Raw genomic sequence first — 15,621 nt, 5'->3', positions numbered from 1 at the left:
GATTTCCATGCGTTTTTCCGGTTAGGCGCCTTTAGGCCTGGCAAGGCCTTGCCTTGCGGCCCTAAATATTTATTCCGACAAAACAATGGGTTAGTGTCTACCCTTTGCTAACGAAGCAGAGGGCATCTCCAGACGTGATCGCATTGACGATGAGCGGTCCCTTGACCGGCGGTACCAGTACACCCCGTCGTTAGGCGCTCCGACTGGTTGACGAAATGGGGTTGTCGGCCGCGATGCTCGGCAAAATCCGCTTTGCATACAGCGACACGGGAAAATTGAAGGTTCCGCGCAAGTTGATGCCCTCGATATGAGTTGGGGCGATTCGCCGGAGTTGCTCGGTCGCGATCGGCTGCCCCCGGCTAGCTTCGATGTTCTCCAGGGCTCGTTGCATATGGGTGGTGTTCCAGGCCATCAAGATGTTCGAGAGCAGGGTCAACGCCGATGACACTGCCGCGAGCGATTCCTGGCGCCGAGCTAGCTCCACCGGAATGCGACCGATGTGAATTGCGCGTTGCACGGTATGCACCGCTTCTCCCCGATTTAGGGCATGTTGCAACTCCGACCGGAAAGAGGCATTGGTGAAGTAGTCGATCAAAAAAATGCTTCTGAATAAGCGGCCGATGTGAACGCCGCCATCGTACACAGCCTGCCCGCGAGCAGCAGATCCGAATCTCGCAATCGCTTCGACAGCCGTGCATTGGCCAGAGCGAATCGATGCGGCGATCCTCACGAATTCGTCCCACACGTCAACGATGAGGCCGAGTCGGACGTCCCGATCCGTGACCCCTGCGAGCCGCGCCGGCACAACCTGACTGCGAGGCACGTGAAGACGTCGGTCACGAAGGTGTGACAGGCGAGGGCATAAATCAAAGCCAAGTGCCCGGGACACGCTCATCGCGAAATCGGTGTAACCGTGGGTATCGACGGCGAGTTGAGCTATGTCCTTGGTGGCGCTTTGCCGGACGACGCCCTCGATTGCTGCGCCTGCTTGTCGCTCATTCAGGATGATTGGCTGGTCGTAGAAAATGCCCCAACGATCCAGCACATGCGTGTACATCCCGATGGATGCAGTCCGGCGACGTGGATCCGCACGCGCTCGCCAAATCGTCCGGGTTGTCTCCAGCGACATCATGTCGGACGATGCTAGATCGGCTCGCCCCCAGTGGGCGGCGATCGGGTGTTCGTGCATGAATTCAAGGACGGCGTCGGCCGCTGTACGCAGCATTCGTTCGTCCGCGAGACGCTTCATCATTTGACGAATCGCCTCAGTTGACACTTCCGGGACCATCCGAGAAATATCAGCAGCCGTCAGCGATGTGCCGTGAGCCAGGATCGCCGAATACACCATCAGTAACTCGGTGCGCGACCGCGGCTCGCGTCCAAGCAGGGTCCAACTGAAGCGTGTCGCACTATCGATCTCGAGGATGATCTCGGGAAATTGGCCTGGCGGATGAGCTTCGAAGATCTGACGGCGAAGTTGATCGGCTTGTGGGTCTGGATCCTGCGCAGCCATCGGGTCGAGGTGGACAGCAGTATCAACTCGGATCGAACCATTGACCACGGCATCATCGAGTAGTGCGAGGCGCTGTTCGAGCTGTTCAAGGATTGGTCCGAGAAATTCGTTCGGGTCTTGGGGCAGGCCGAGGTGTCCATAGTGATTGTTCCGCTTCGCCTTCCACTGCTCGGCCGAGATCAGCATATGCGACTGACTTCTGAACGAGAAGCTGTGGTCGATGAAAACCGAGCCGTTGCGCAGGGCGACACGGAGCGCAAAGAGGGTGGCCCACTCGAAAGCAACCATGGCCCGCAGCCGATCGTAACCATCGATCGCCTCGCGCCACGCGCGCCCAAGCCTGATATTGACCCCGTCGGGCAGGAGATAAGCGCGACGTCGATATAGCGCACGTAGTAACGAGAGAGCATCGACTACAGGATGAGCGCCCTCGGCCTCGAACGGCAGCTGCACGATCCGATTCAAAAGGTTACGGGCGTAGTACCGCTTTCGGACCAAGCACTGCCGTATCTGGCTCCGACGGCTGGTGGGATGCGGTTGCAAAACATCGTCTGCAAGCAGACAAAGCTTCTCCCCGAGCTGTTCGCGCGAGAGGGTTTCATCATTGGCAAGTGCTTTGACGGCAAGCGCGAACTCGCGGAGTTGATCCGCGGCCTTCATCCGCATCGCATCCACTTCACGTGACGTGTCGTTGACAACCTTCAGTGCCCATCGCCGGAGCATCTCGAGTACCTGATCAGTCGCAACACAGAGGGAATACCGCATGAAGCAGGCGGCTTCGATTCGTCGGCTTTGGGGTTCGATTCGCTTGCTGATCGATGGCGGGCGACTTGCACAACGGCGGGCGTAGTGGCGCACCATGGCATCGTTGCATTCAACCGGAAAACGCGTTGCCACCTCGTGCATCGTGAGCAAATTGACTTTGTCGAGGATCTCGCTCATCTGATGGGTCGAGTTGCGCAGCGGGACGGCCCACAGCCATCGCTGGAGACTTGAATGTTCTCCATGGGGCTGAGCCAGTACTCTCGCCCAACTCTCGAGTTTTTCCATACCGACGGCATGCTCGAGCGCGCCATGCAGTTGTCCCTCAATGTCGCGTACGGCCTGGACGACAAACTGCCTGAGCATGCGCTCCGGTGGTATCACGATGCGATGGTCGTAGAACCAACGTTTGAGATCGTTCGTCAACTGGCCGCGTTCGGGGCGGCCGGTGAGTTGTTCTTTGAGCCAACGGATGACATACCGACGTTGATGTTCCGCGACGGCTCGAAAATTGATGGCATCCCGAGCAAAGCGCTGGTGGTCGGATAAGGTCTTGAGGTTGCGATCGTAAAGGGAACGTAACGTGCCAAGGTCTGGCGGCTTCACATTCAGCTGTCGTCCAAGATGTCGCCAGAGAACCGTGGGAATCTGCTTGTACGAGCCGAGCGGCCGACCGGTCATGCGAAGAAAACCGATGTGCAATGCGACCGCGAGTCGAAAGAGATCGGTGCGTCTTGAATCAATGGCAACACGCTCCCGCTTGGAGAACGTGAAGAATGTGGCGAGCTCGAACTCGCTCAGCTCGCGCGGCACCTGCCGGATCCCGAGATAAGCCAATCGCCAGTGGTCCATCAGCGACTCCGCATCAATGACGAGAGCGGCCAAGCGTAGCGAGGCAAAAAATGAGGTGCTACGGGGAAAGTCGGGATGGCGGCTGCAGGTGTCGGTCGCCTAAGAATGGTGTCGGAACGAAAACGAGCCGCGGCGCTCACGTTGCGGTATTTCCTTGCGACCCCAAAAGATCGCTAGATATACTTATGTCAAATAAAGGATTGCAGCCTGCAAGATGCCTAGCCATGAATTTCACCATGGTCGCGCCCACCCGAGGTCTGCATAGATCGGCTCCGTTCGCCTGTTCGACGTGTTCTATCGCTCCGGCGCGCTCGTCTCGCAGAACCATTACTGATAATGCGCCAGGCTAGGCCATGCGGTCGAATTCGTCCGCCAGAAAGTCGACGCAAACCCGCACCTTCGCCGACGAAGCCAGCCGTGCCGGATACACCGCCCACACGTTCGCGTGCTGCACGACGCCGGGCAGCACCTGCACGAGTGCGCCGCTGTCGAGCAGTGCGCGCACGTCCCAAATCGAACGCAGCACGATGCCGCGCCCCGCCACGGCCCATTGCACCGCCACTTCGCCGTGATTGGTCGATAGCGGCCCGGTTACTTTCAAGGTCACGGTCTCGCCGCGCTCCGTCAGACGCCAGATGCCGAACGGGTGATCGCGTTCCTTGATCGCAAGGCATTGATGCATGCCCAGGTCCGCAAGCTGACGCGGAATGCCGTACGCCTTCAGGTAGGCGGGCGCTGCACACAACACACGGTGGTTCGACGCAAGACGCTTTGCGATCAGATGCGGCGCGATTTCATCGCCGATGCGGATGTCGAGATCGAAACCCTCGCCCGCCACATCAACGATGCGATCGAACAGGTCGAGCCGCGCGCTCAACTGCGGATGGCGCTCCGTCAGCCGTGCAAGCGCGGGCGCCACCACGTGCCGACCGAAACCGAAGCTGCTCGATACGCGCAACGTGCCACGCGGCACACGCCGGGTGGTCGACACGTCCTCGACGAGACGATCGACGTCGTCGAGAATCTTTTCCGCCCATGCATAGACGCGCTCGCCCGCTTCCGTGATCGCGACGCGGCGCGTCGAGCGATGGAAGAGGCGTGTATCCAGGTCGGCTTCGAGCACATTTACGCGCTTGCTCACATAGGCCGCCGATACCGAAAGTGTGTCGGCCGCTGCGCTGAAGCTGGCCTTGCGTGCAACAGTGCAGAACACGCGCAGATCATCGAGGTTCGGGAATTTATTCACAGTTCGTGCATAGTGGCTTAACCGTATTCAGGATTCCATGACGGTCAAGCGGGAATAGACTGGTGGCTATGCAGGACCGTCACGAACGGTCCTTTCCGAACCAACGCGACACTTTCCCGACGAGGACACGTAAATGGCCCGCACCTATCGCATCGCAACGATTCCTGGCGACGGCATTGGCAAGGAAGTGATGCCCGAGGCGATTCGCGTGCTCGACGTCGTCAAAAAGCGATATGGCATCGGCCTCGACTATCAGCATGTCGCGTGGGGGAGCTGCGACTACTACGCGCAGCACGGCAAGATGATGCCGGACGACTGGAAGGCGCAACTGTCGGGCATGGACGCGATCCTGTTCGGCGCGGTCGGCTGGCCCGCGACGGTGCCCGATCACATTTCGCTGTGGGGCTCGCTGCTGAAATTCCGCCGAGAGTTCGACCAGTACATCAACCTGCGGCCCGCACGCCTGTTCGACGGCGTGCCGTCGCCGCTCGCCGGCCGCCGCGCAGGCGACATCGACTTCATGATCGTGCGCGAGAACACCGAGGGCGAGTATTCGTCGGTCGGCGGCACGATGTTCGAAGGCACCGATCGCGAGATCGTGATGCAGCAGTCGATCTTTACGCGTCACGGCACCGAGCGCGTACTGAAATTCGCATTCGAACTCGCGCAGGGCCGCGCGAAGCGTCTCACCGTCGCGACGAAGAGCAACGGCATCGCGATCAGCATGCCGTGGTGGGACGCGTGCACGGTCGAGATGGCCGAACGCTATCCCGACATCGCCGTCGACAAGCAGCACATCGACATCCTGTGTGCGCGCTTCGTGCTGCAGCCGGACCGCTTCGACGTCGTGGTCGCGTCCAACCTGTTCGGCGACATCCTGTCGGATCTCGGGCCGGCCTGTACGGGCACGATCGGCATCGCGCCGTCGGCGAACCTGAACCCCGACCGCACGCTTCCGTCGCTGTTCGAACCCGTGCACGGCTCCGCGCCCGACATCGCAGGCAAGGGCATAGCCAATCCCATCGCAATGATCTGGTCCGCGGCGATGATGCTCGACTTTCTGGGCAACGGCCAGGGCGAGGAGCGGGAAGCACATGACGCGATCCTTTCCGCCATCGAAGCCGTGCTCGAGGACGGTCCGCGCACCGGCGACCTGGGCGGCACCGCGACCACGGCGGAAATGGGCGCCGCCATTGCGGATCGTCTCGCATGATTCGCGAACTGCCGACGCGTGTTCCGGTTTCATCAGGCAAGCGTTAACGGGGCACGACGAAGCGCGCAAGGCGATCGAATCGGCTGTTCGACGAGACGACGCCCGCGCCCCGATGCTCGTGGCGCATACATCGCACCTGCGAGCGCTGGTAACCGGCTACAGGCACGCGTTCACGACGATTGCCCGAAGTAATGCTGCGCCAGGGCGACCCAATACCTGACACCGGCCGGGATGATTTCGTCGTTGAAATCGTATTTCGGGTGATGCAGGGACGGTGCGGCCGCGCCCGGCGTAGCGTTACCGATCAGCACGTAAGCGCCGGGCCGCTCCTCCAGCATGAAGCCGAAATCCTCCGACGTCATGTTCGGCGGCACGTCGCGGTACAGGCGTTCATCACCGAACGTATCGCGAATCACCGCTTCGCACAACGCCGTCTCGGCCGGCGTGTTGACCGTCGCTGGGTAGTACTGAAAAAACTCGACGTCGACCTGCGCGCCATACGCGCGCGCTAGCCCCTCGCACGTAAGTTGCACGTCTGTCTGCAGTTTCTGCTGCAACGCGGACGACAGGGTGCGGATCGTCCCGCGCAGCTCGACGCTGTCCGGAATGACGTTGTCCGTCGTGCCCGCATGGATCATGCAGACGGAAATGACTGCGGGGTCCACGGGATCCTTGTGCCGCGCGGCGATGGTCTGAAACTGCAGCACCATCGAACACGCGAGCGGCACGGGATCGACACCCAGATGCGGCTGCGCCGCGTGCGCGCCCTTGCCGGTCACCTTGATCCTGAAGCGCGAGCCCGCGGCCATGATCGGGCCGGTACGCAATCCGAAATGCCCGGCAGGCAAGCCGGGCCAGTTGTGCATGCCGAACACCGCTTCGGTCGGGTATTGCTCGAACAACCCGTCGTCGATCATCTTGCGCGCGCCCGCGCCGCCCTCTTCGCCCGGTTGAAACACGAAATGAACGGCACCCGGCAATGGCGGCAGTTCCTTCAGGATGCGCGCGGCGCCGAGCAACATGACGGTATGGCCGTCATGCCCGCATGCGTGCATGATCCCGTGCGTGCCCGATGCGTGCGCGAAGTCGTTGGCTTCCTGGATCGGCAACGCATCCAGATCCGCCCGCAGCACGATGCCGCGCGCCGGGTCCGCACCGGGCAGGCTCGCGACGACACCCGTGCCGCCCAGCCCACGCGATACCGCATAGCCGAGCGCGTCAAGCTCGCGGGCGACGACGTCGGCGGTCCGGTGTTCTTCGAATCGCAGCTCGGGATGCGCATGCAGATCGCGCCGCAGCCTTGCCCAGTGCGCGTGATGCGCTTGCAGCGACGTGTCGGGAATGACTGGTTTTTCCAATTTCGGCACCTTCGAAAAGTATGCGGCTTCCAGTCCGTGCAGCCGCCGCGTTCGCACCCCGCGGCTGCGTCAGTCGTAAAAGCCGACGATCGACTTGATTTCCATGTACTCCTCCATCCCTTCGACCCCGTACTCGCGACCGTTACCCGACTGCTTGTAGCCGCCGAACGGCGCCTCTTGGAGGGGAACTTTTAACATCCTTTCCGGACAAGCTTACTCAGCCAGTTTGTATACGTCGGCAAGGTCGGACAAATCCCAGTTTCCGCCACTCAAAACCGCGCACACTTTTTCATCCGGCTTGACTTTGATGGAACCAGCCAGCAAAGCACCAATACCAATCGAGGCGGCTGGTTCAGCGATCAATTTCGCATCCCTGGCGAGTGCACGCATGCCCGCGATGATATGTTCGTCTTCAACGAGAACAATCTCATCCACATACTTTTCGATAATGGGATACGGGTTTTGGCCCGGAACACTGATTCGCACCCCATCCGCAATGGTATTTTTCAATGGAAGCGATGTGCGTTCCTTATTGATCCGGCTGTAATAATACTTCGGGGTCAAGGCGGGCTCTGCGCCGATAACACGCACCGACGGCTTCGTTTCCTTGATGGCGGTAGCGATGCCTGAAATCAGGCCGCCGCCGCCCAGGGGAACGATGATGGTGTCGACATCCTCCAGATCCGCCAGGATTTCGCACCCGATGGTTCCCTGGCCGGCCATGACCAGCGGGTCCTCGAAGCCGTGGATCGCCGCGTACTTGTTCTCTTCGGCGATCTCGCACACCTTTTTCCATCGGGCGGCCGTGTCGCCATCGAAAAGAACCACTTCCGCTCCCATGGCTTTGGTGTTCTCGATCTTGATTTTGGGTGTAGTCACCGGAACGACCAGGATCGCCTTGACCCCCAGCATCCTGGCGGCATAGGCGATCCCCTGGGCATGATTGCCCGAAGAAGTCGCAATGAGGCCGTTGGCGATTTCATCTCTCGTGAGTGACAGTGCCTTGTTCAGAGCGCCTCGAATCTTGAAGGCGCCCGTGATTTGCAGGGTTTCAGGTTTGAGATAGAGCTGGCAACCAACGGCGTCCTCGATTTTTTCCGCGCGCAATAACGGCGTATGCTTGATGTGGGGCTTCAGCCGTTCCTGGGCTTCGCGAATGTCCTGGATGGTAGGGTAGTTGCGCATTTGAAAAGTCCTTATTCAAAAAACTCGAAGAATGTTCCGACCTTGCTTTCAATGGCGTTCCGGTAGATTTTCGTCGACGTCGTGTTGTCCTGGATGGCCATCCCGGTGGAGTCGAAGATCGTGATTTCCTCATCACTCTCTCTACCAGGCTTTTTGCCCAGCAAGACCTCGCCGATCTCTGCATGGATGCTGTCTTTGGTAATGATGTTCTTGTTCAACGGATGCTGGATTTCTCCTTTTTCGCTGCACTGCATGATCGAGTCGACGACCACTTTGGCTTTCCTGAAGATTTCCGGATCGAACTCCTGCTTCCCATTTGCATCGGTTCCGATCGCAACGATGTGTGTCCCGGGCTTTACCCAGTCGGCTTCCACCAGGGATCCTTTCCCACGTGTCGTCGTAATCAGGATATCCGCCTGCTCAACTGCTTCTTTCTTGGAATTCGCGCTCACAACGGGAATCTCAAACTCACGTTCGATATCCACTTTGAACTTTGCCGCAGACTCCGCAGTGTGGTCCCATGCATGGATCTCTTCGATCTGCATGACCTCCTTGATTGCACGGATCTGCATCCGGGCCTGATTCCCGGTTCCGATCGATGTGATCTTTTTCGCGTTCTTCCTTGCCAGTGCTTTGACCGACACGGCTCCGCATGCCCCGGTTCTGAGGCCTGTGATCAAACTGCCATCCATCACGCAGATCAGCGCACAGGTCATGGCATCAAACAGGAGAATCGTCCCCATGCCGCTTGGCACGCCGTACTCTGTCGGGTTATTGGGGAAGCCGCCGGAAGACGCTTTCATGGAGATGATTTCGTTGCCCTTGTAGTAACCAAGCTTGAAATCGATATCCCCACGCGGCGGATGGAGATCTATCCCAATATAGTCGGGCTGCACCACCTGGTCACTGTTGAAGGCTTTGTATGCTTCCTCCACCGTACCGATGACTTCCTTCATGGATATCAGTTGGCTTACTTCCTTTTTTTTGAGCAACAATGTTTTCATTTGCATCACCTATCTATTTTTTGAGCATTGCTGGCGGTGAACCAGGCTCCAATGTTGATCAGCGTCCCATCGCAATCGAAGGGATGTAATTTCGGCCTTGAGCCGGTCGTCAATTTCCAAGCATCTCGGTCGATGGTCCAACCGCACGGTAGTCATGGTTCTGGCGATATTCCAGACGAAAAGTCCAGTTTCCTTTGTCATCGCGCTACAGAGCCGCGCAATGGGCGATGTCGTGATCGACCGTCCGATCTCAGTGTCCGGTGTACCGGCGGCTCAGCTTACGAAGCGGCGAATGTCGATTGACTCAGTCAGGGTTCTTGTGTTTCCCGTATAGATCAGCTCACTGCGCTCGTACTAGCGCGCACCGTTCTCCGTCGCGCGCCAAAATCCAGCAGTTCCGGCAGCCTCTCATCAAAGAGAAGCCCACGCGACTTTCTCCACCGAACTCCTACAGGCTCAACTGGCTCACGCTTGACTTACGCCGGCCCCTCCATCACGTTTCCTCCCGCTATGCGATATGGGAACAGGTTGAAGCGCTGGAACTCCATACCGACCTTGTAGGGAAGCCGATTAATATGGCGCGAGCGCTGCTCAACAACCTGATGCAGAAGTTTAATCTCGCCCGAATCGTAGGCCTCGAACGCATTGATGCACCGAAGCAGCGTCGACTTGCCGGAGCCCGACGCCGGACTCAAGCACACTGCCTCGCACTCGTTTACCTTCAACGTGATACCCCTAAGCACCGGCACGTCGCCGAAGCTTTTGTGCAGGTCGGTCATTTCGATCATTTGCAACCTCACTTCACCTTGTCTGCAGAGTCGCCGTTGAGGGCGGAACGCTCACGACGCACTACTGTTTCATTGAGCGTACTATTCCAAACGGTGCTGTTCCGCAGCCGAGTGGAACCGAAGACGTGAGTTGGTCTCACTGCGCGTTTGTCGAGTCAGCCCTTCCGGCGCCCGCGGTGTACCCACCTTGTTTGCCACGTTCCAAACCAGTTCAAATCTCGGCTGCCGCATCTCACGCATGGCCTCGTCAATCGTAGTAGCCCAGGACCGACTTGACCTCCATATACTCCTCCATCCCTTCGATCCCGTATTCGCGACCGTTGCCCGACTGCTTGTATCCGCCGAACGGCGCCTGAGGGTCCCATGCGGGGTAGTTCAGATGCACCTGGCCCGAGCGGATGCGGGCGGCCGCCGCGCGTACGCGCTCCATGTCGGTGCCCTGCACGTGTGCGCCGAGCCCATAGACCGTGTCGTTCGCGATGGCGACCGCTTCTTCCTCGGTGTCGTAAGGCAGGATCGCGAGCACCGGGCCGAAGATCTCCTGCTGCGCGATCGCCATGTCGGTGCGCACGTCGGAGAAAATCGTCGGCCGCGCATAGAAGCCCTTGTCGAGCCCCGCGGGCCGGCCGGGGCCGCCCGCGATCAGCTTCGCGCGTTCGTTGATGCCCACGTCGATCATCTGCGCGACCCGCCCGAACTGCGCGCGATTGGCCAGCGGCCCGTGCGTCGTGGCCTCGTCGAACGGATCGCCGACCACCAGTTTCTGCGCGGCCGCGAGAGCCAGCGCCTCGACCGTGCCGAGCAGGTTGCGCGGCACGATCATGCGGGTCGGCGCGCTGCACGACTGACCCATGTTCCGGAACGCGGCGGCCACGCCGGGCGCAATGGCCCGCTGCAGGTCCGCATCCGGCAAGACGATGTTCGGCGACTTGCCGCCCAGCTCCTGCGCGACGCGCTTGACGGTCGGCGCCGCCGCCTGCGCCACCAGCACGCCGGCACGCGTCGAGCCGGTGATCGACACCATGTCGACTTCCGGGTGCGAAGACAGCGCGGCGCCCACCACCGCGCCGTCGCCGCTCACCAGGTTGAATACGCCCGCGGGCACGCCCGCATCGGCGATCACTTCCGCGAACAGCAGCGCGCTGAGCGGCGACAGCTCGCTGGGTTTCAGCACGACCGTACAGCCGGCCGCGAGCGCCGGGCCGACCTTCGCCGTGATCTGGTAGATCGGCCAGTTCCACGGCGTGATCAGCGCGCACACGCCGATCGGCTCGCGCACGATCGCGGTCGTTCCGCGCCGCGAGACGAACGGATAACGCGCGAGATTGTCGCGCGCGACGCGGATATGCTCGGCCGCGAGCGGCACGTGCGCGGCGCGCGCATAGCTGATCGGCGCGCCCATTTCCGTGGCCAGCGCCGCGGCGAACAGCTCCGCGCGCTCCAGCATCAACGCATGCACGCGATCGAGCAGCGCGGCGCGCGCCTGCGGCGACGTGGCCGCCCACGGTTCGAAGGCCCTGCGCGCGGCGCTGACGGCCCGGTCGGCGTCGCGCGCGTTGCCGAGCGGGATCTCGCACAGTCCGTCTTCAGTGGACGGGCTAACGACCACGAACCGGTCGCCGCCGTCGGGCACGACCCAGTCGCCGTCGATGAAGAGGCGATCGAGCCTTCCGTTTTGCATCAGGTGAACAACAGGTGAATTCATTGCAGCGTGTCCTTGAGTCGATACCAGGCACCGACGAACGGCAGGAACCAGGGTTTGCCGAAGTGCCCGGGAATGGCCGGCCAGTCGAAGTCTTTCCAGGGGTTGAGATCCGCGCGCCCGTCCATGATCTCCGCCATCAGCGTGCCCATCAGCGTGGCCATGTGCGTGCCGTGGCCGCTATAGCCCATCGCGTAGTACACGCCGTCGCGCTCGCCCGCGCGCGGTAGTCGGTTGGCGGTCATGTCGACCATCCCGCCCCAACAGTAGTCGATGCGTACGCCGGCCAGTTCGGGAAACACGGCGGCCAGCTGCCGCCGCAGGATCGCCCCGCTCTTTTCGTCCGAACGCGGGTTCGACGCGGCGAACCGCGCGCGGCCGCCGAACAGCATCCGGTTGTCGGGCGTGACGCGAAAGAAATTGACGAATTTCTTCGTGTCGGTGACCATCCGGCGCGTCGGCAACAGCCGGTCGAGCAGGTCGTCCGGCAACGGCTCGGTGACGATGATGAACGCACCGACCGGCACGATCCTGCGGCGAATCCAGCCGAACGGGCCGACCTGCGAAATGCCGCTCGCGAGCAGCACCTGGCGCGCACGGATCTCGCCGAGCGGCGTACGCGCCGCGTAAGCGCCGCCCGCTTGCCGCTTCAGCCCGAGCACCGGCGCATGCTCGAGGACGTGCGCGCCGCGCGCTTGCGCGGCGCGTGCCAGGCCGCGCACGTAACGGCCGACGTGCATCCCGGCACTCTTGCCGAACAGCAGCCCGCCGTGATAACGGTCCGAGCCGATCTCGTCACGCAGCTCGGCTTTCGTCACCATGCGCGTGTCGGGGTCCACGCTCGCCGCGAGCAGTGCCTGACTTCGCGCGAGCTTGTCGTAATGCTCAGGTTTCGCCGCGAGCTTGAGCTTGCCGCGGCGCACGAAATCGCAATCGATCGACTCCTCCCTGACCAGCCGCTCGACCGTGTCGACGCCTGCGTCGAACGCGCGATAGAGCCGATTGGCCAGTTCCGTGCCGATGCGCTGCGACAGCGCCGCGTAATCCTGCGCGAAGCCGTTGTTGCACATACCGCCGTTGCGTCCCGATGCCGCCTGCCCGACGGTGCCCGCCTCGCAGACGATCACGCGCGCCCCTTTCCTGGCCAGCGCCAGTGCGGCCGCCGAGCCGGTGATCCCGCCGCCCACCACCAGCACGTCGCAACTGCCGTCGCGCAACGCCGGCGAGTTGCTCGCAAATGGCTCCGACGTATCGAGCCAGTAGGAACCGAAACGCATCCGTCACTCCCAGGTGGCCGCGCCGGACGGTCAGGCCGGCGAAGGTTCGCCGCGCCGGTCCGGCCGCTCGCGTGCGAGCGTCGCGGCCTTGCATCAGAAATCGGCGACCTTGCCCCATGCGGAATCGCTGAACCGGGCCGGCTGGTACGGCACCGGATCGACCAGCGGCGGCGCGCCCGTCGCAAGATCCGCGATCAGGTGCCCGGCGCCCGGCCCGATCCCGAAGCCGTGGCCGGAAAAGCCCGCCGCGAGGATCAGCCCCGGCACGCCCGGCACTTCGCCGATGCCCGGCACGCCGTCCGGCGTGCTGTCGACGAACCCGGCCCACGCGTGCGTGATCTTCGCGTCGCGAAGTTCGGGCATCAGTTCGACGGCGCGGCGATAGGTTTCGTGGACCGTCGACATGTCCGGCTTCGGATCCAGGATGCGGACCGCCTCCATCGGCGTCGGCGCATCGAGGCGCCAGCGCTTCAGCGTTTCATGGCCGCCGCGCAGCCCTTCGAGCCCGCCCGGCAGCAGATTGCGCCAGCGCTTCGCGAACATCGGCACGAATTGCGGCGCGAATCGCAGGAACTGCGGCGTCAGGTCCACCCGAGCGCGGCCGCTGATCGCCAGCGCGTAGCGTCCGTCGCTGCGGCGCGTCACGGACACGCCGGACGTGTACATCGCATCCGGCAGCGGATGCTCGACCGGCGACACGCTCAGGATCGACTGACGGATCGACGCCTGCGGAAAACGGATGCCGAGCTGGCGGCAGAACGACGACGCCCAGGCGCCGCCCGCGAGCACGACGGTCTTGGTCTTGATCACGCCGGACTCCGTGACGACGGCGCTCACGCGTCCGCCCTCGCGTTCGATGCCGCGCGCCGCGCAGTACTGGTGGACACTGCCGCCGAGCTTCATCAGCGCGGCGGCGACGGCCGGCGCGGCCTTTTCCGGGTCGGCCGTGCCGTCGGTCGGCGAAAACACGCCGCCTTTCCACGGCCGCCCGGTCGCGTGCCCGCGCTCGGTGGCCTGCTTGCCGTCGAGCATGTACGTCGCCACGCCCGCCGTCTTCGCGAACTCGCCCCAGCTGGCCCAACGGGCCAGCTCGGCCTCGTCATTGCTCAGGTACAACAGGCCGCAGCGATGAAAACCCGTGTCCTCGCCCGATTCGATCGCGAATCGTTCCCACAGGTCGATGCTCTTGCTTGCCATCGGCAACTCGCGCGCATCGCGGTTCTGCTGCCGGCACCAGCCCCAGTTGCGGCTCGACTGCTCTGCGCCGATGCGCCCCTTCTCGACGAGCGCGACCGATACGCCGCGCCGGGCCAGATAGTAGGCGGTGAAGACGCCGATGATGCCGCCGCCGATCACGACGACATCGGCCGAAGCCGGCAGCGTGGCCGGGGTTTCGATATGGCGTAGCGGAGGAGTCATGCTCAGGCTCGCTCGGTGGATGCGTTGACGTTCTGCACGACGTAGAACTTTGCCACGCGTTCGCTGCTTTCCCACCCGATCGGCGTGCCCTGCGGCACGAACAGCGCATCGCCGGCGCCGAGCGACAGCACGCTGCCGTCCGGCGCGGCGAACCGTACGTCGCCGTCCAGCAGGAACATGAATTCGTTCTCGCGATGCGGCCGGACGATCCGGTGATAGGGCGTCGAATCCCATGTGCCCGCGCAGTACGCGGCGCCGTCGTCGACGAACACGTTGTCGCTGCGGCACTGCGGCGCCGGGCCGAGCAGCACCTCCGCCGGCAGCGTGGCCGACGGCTTGAAGTCGGCATCGGCTCGCAGCGCGAACACGCCGCACCGGGTCGGTGCCGCGCACGCGGCGGCGCAGAACGTGAACAGCACGCGCGATGCCGCGGTCACGCGCAGCGCCGTGCCGCCGCCGATCACGGCCCCGTCTCCCGGGCCCAGCACCAGCGGCGCGGCGCCGGCCGCTTCGAGCGTCAGCTCGCCCTCGATGATCGCGATGGTTTCGATGTGCGGAAAGCTCGCCACGTCGAGTTCGCCGGTGAGCGCGACACGTCCGGCGGCCATCGCGTCGGGACCTTCCCACGCGATCTCCCGGGCTTGCGCGAAAGGATCGTTCGCGCCGAACGCCTGCTGGCGAAATACGGTTGACGAAGGCGCGCCATCGGCGCGGTGCAACACGAAAACTGCGGTCATATCTGCTCCTGTGCGGCGCGCGGCGGTGCGGTTGAACGCCGCCGCGCGATATCGGAAATCGTCGTTCGCCGGCTCTGCTGCCGGACCTCCCCGGCATGCGAACCGTGCGTGTGTGCGCCTACGCCGCGTGACACGACGCTTCGCGGCGCTCGGCATGCCTGCGCGTCGAAGACGTGCGCGCCGTCGCACCGCCTGCCCGCGCGACCACGTAATCGCGCGGCGTGATCCCGAGCACCCGCCGGAAATGCCGGCACAGATGGCTCTGATCGAAGAAACCGACGTCGGTCGCGACGACCGACGGCGCGAGACCGGCGCGCAACAGGTCCTGCGCACGGCGTACCCGCACCAGGCACAGATACCGGTGCGGCGACAAGCCGGTTTCGCTGCGAAAGCGCGCGGTGAAACGCGACACGCTCAATCCGGCCACCGCCGCGAGCGTGTCGAGGTTCAGCGGCTGCGCGAACGATGCATCGATCGCGCGCAGCACGTCGCCGATCGCCGGCGAGACGGGCCGCGCGACACGAGACGAGCCAACGAGTTGCACTGTCATGTCGTATCCTCCCGG

Annotated in this window: 12 protein-coding genes and 1 pseudogene; 1 reads left to right on the top strand and 12 read right to left on the bottom strand. The window is 62.8% G+C overall.

Features of this window, described 5'->3' with window-relative positions:
* Positions 1–190 precede the first annotated feature (190 nt).
* Both APZ15_RS38335 and APZ15_RS38330 read right to left on the bottom strand, forming a co-directional pair.
* On the bottom strand, positions 191–3,127 hold the full coding sequence (locus tag APZ15_RS38335; RefSeq protein WP_027792676.1) for a Tn3 family transposase: 2,937 nt from the start codon (positions 3,125–3,127) through the stop codon (positions 191–193).
* Positions 3,128–3,473: 346 nt separating this feature from the next.
* Complete coding sequence (locus tag APZ15_RS38330; protein ID WP_027791931.1) at positions 3,474–4,373, bottom strand: LysR substrate-binding domain-containing protein; 900 nt, start codon at positions 4,371–4,373, stop codon at positions 3,474–3,476.
* Between the two features lie 133 nt (positions 4,374–4,506).
* On the opposite strand from APZ15_RS38330, the gene APZ15_RS38325 reads away from it, so the two are divergent.
* Positions 4,507–5,586 (top strand): tartrate dehydrogenase, encoded by a 1,080-nt coding sequence (locus APZ15_RS38325; protein WP_027791932.1) that lies wholly within the window; start codon positions 4,507–4,509, stop codon positions 5,584–5,586.
* A 170-nt stretch (positions 5,587–5,756) separates the two neighbouring features.
* On the opposite strand, the gene APZ15_RS38320 is transcribed toward APZ15_RS38325, so the two are convergent.
* The 10 genes and pseudogenes from APZ15_RS38320 to APZ15_RS38280 form a co-directional block, all read right to left on the bottom strand.
* Positions 5,757–6,944: a M20 aminoacylase family protein gene (locus tag APZ15_RS38320; RefSeq protein WP_027791933.1), complete on the bottom strand. Its 1,188-nt coding sequence runs from the start codon at positions 6,942–6,944 to the stop codon at positions 5,757–5,759.
* Positions 6,945–7,013: 69 nt separating this feature from the next.
* A pseudogene (locus APZ15_RS41625) lies at positions 7,014–7,121 on the bottom strand (aldehyde dehydrogenase family protein); the annotation flags it as partial.
* Between the two features lie 36 nt (positions 7,122–7,157).
* Positions 7,158–8,129: a threonine/serine dehydratase gene (locus APZ15_RS38315; protein ID WP_027791934.1), complete on the bottom strand. Its 972-nt coding sequence runs from the start codon at positions 8,127–8,129 to the stop codon at positions 7,158–7,160.
* Positions 8,130–8,140: 11 nt separating this feature from the next.
* Positions 8,141–9,133 (bottom strand): ornithine cyclodeaminase family protein, encoded by a 993-nt coding sequence (locus tag APZ15_RS38310; RefSeq protein WP_027791935.1) that lies wholly within the window; start codon positions 9,131–9,133, stop codon positions 8,141–8,143.
* Positions 9,134–9,609: 476 nt separating this feature from the next.
* Positions 9,610–9,921, bottom strand: coding sequence for an ATP-binding cassette domain-containing protein (locus APZ15_RS38305; RefSeq protein WP_034196183.1), 312 nt, complete (start codon positions 9,919–9,921; stop codon positions 9,610–9,612).
* Between the two features lie 247 nt (positions 9,922–10,168).
* Positions 10,169–11,626, bottom strand: coding sequence for an aldehyde dehydrogenase family protein (locus APZ15_RS38300; RefSeq protein ID WP_027791936.1), 1,458 nt, complete (start codon positions 11,624–11,626; stop codon positions 10,169–10,171).
* Positions 11,623–12,900: an NAD(P)/FAD-dependent oxidoreductase gene (locus APZ15_RS38295; protein WP_027791937.1), complete on the bottom strand. Its 1,278-nt coding sequence runs from the start codon at positions 12,898–12,900 to the stop codon at positions 11,623–11,625. Before APZ15_RS38295 ends, APZ15_RS38300 begins: the two co-directional genes overlap by 4 nt.
* 93 nt (positions 12,901–12,993) lie before the next feature.
* Positions 12,994–14,319 carry an NAD(P)/FAD-dependent oxidoreductase gene (locus APZ15_RS38290; RefSeq protein ID WP_027791938.1) on the bottom strand — a complete coding sequence of 442 codons (1,326 nt, stop codon included), beginning with the start codon at positions 14,317–14,319 and terminating at the stop codon, positions 12,994–12,996.
* Positions 14,320–14,321: 2 nt separating this feature from the next.
* Positions 14,322–15,056 carry a cupin domain-containing protein gene (locus APZ15_RS38285; RefSeq protein ID WP_027791939.1) on the bottom strand — a complete coding sequence of 245 codons (735 nt, stop codon included), beginning with the start codon at positions 15,054–15,056 and terminating at the stop codon, positions 14,322–14,324.
* Positions 15,057–15,174: 118 nt separating this feature from the next.
* Positions 15,175–15,606, bottom strand: a complete 432-nt coding sequence (locus tag APZ15_RS38280; RefSeq protein WP_027791940.1) for a helix-turn-helix domain-containing protein — start codon at positions 15,604–15,606, stop codon at positions 15,175–15,177.
* Positions 15,607–15,621 lie beyond the last annotated feature (15 nt).

Source organism: Burkholderia cepacia ATCC 25416 (assembly GCF_001411495.1).
GTDB lineage: Bacteria > Pseudomonadota > Gammaproteobacteria > Burkholderiales > Burkholderiaceae > Burkholderia > Burkholderia cepacia.
This window is presented reverse-complemented; position numbering and strand designations above follow the sequence as displayed.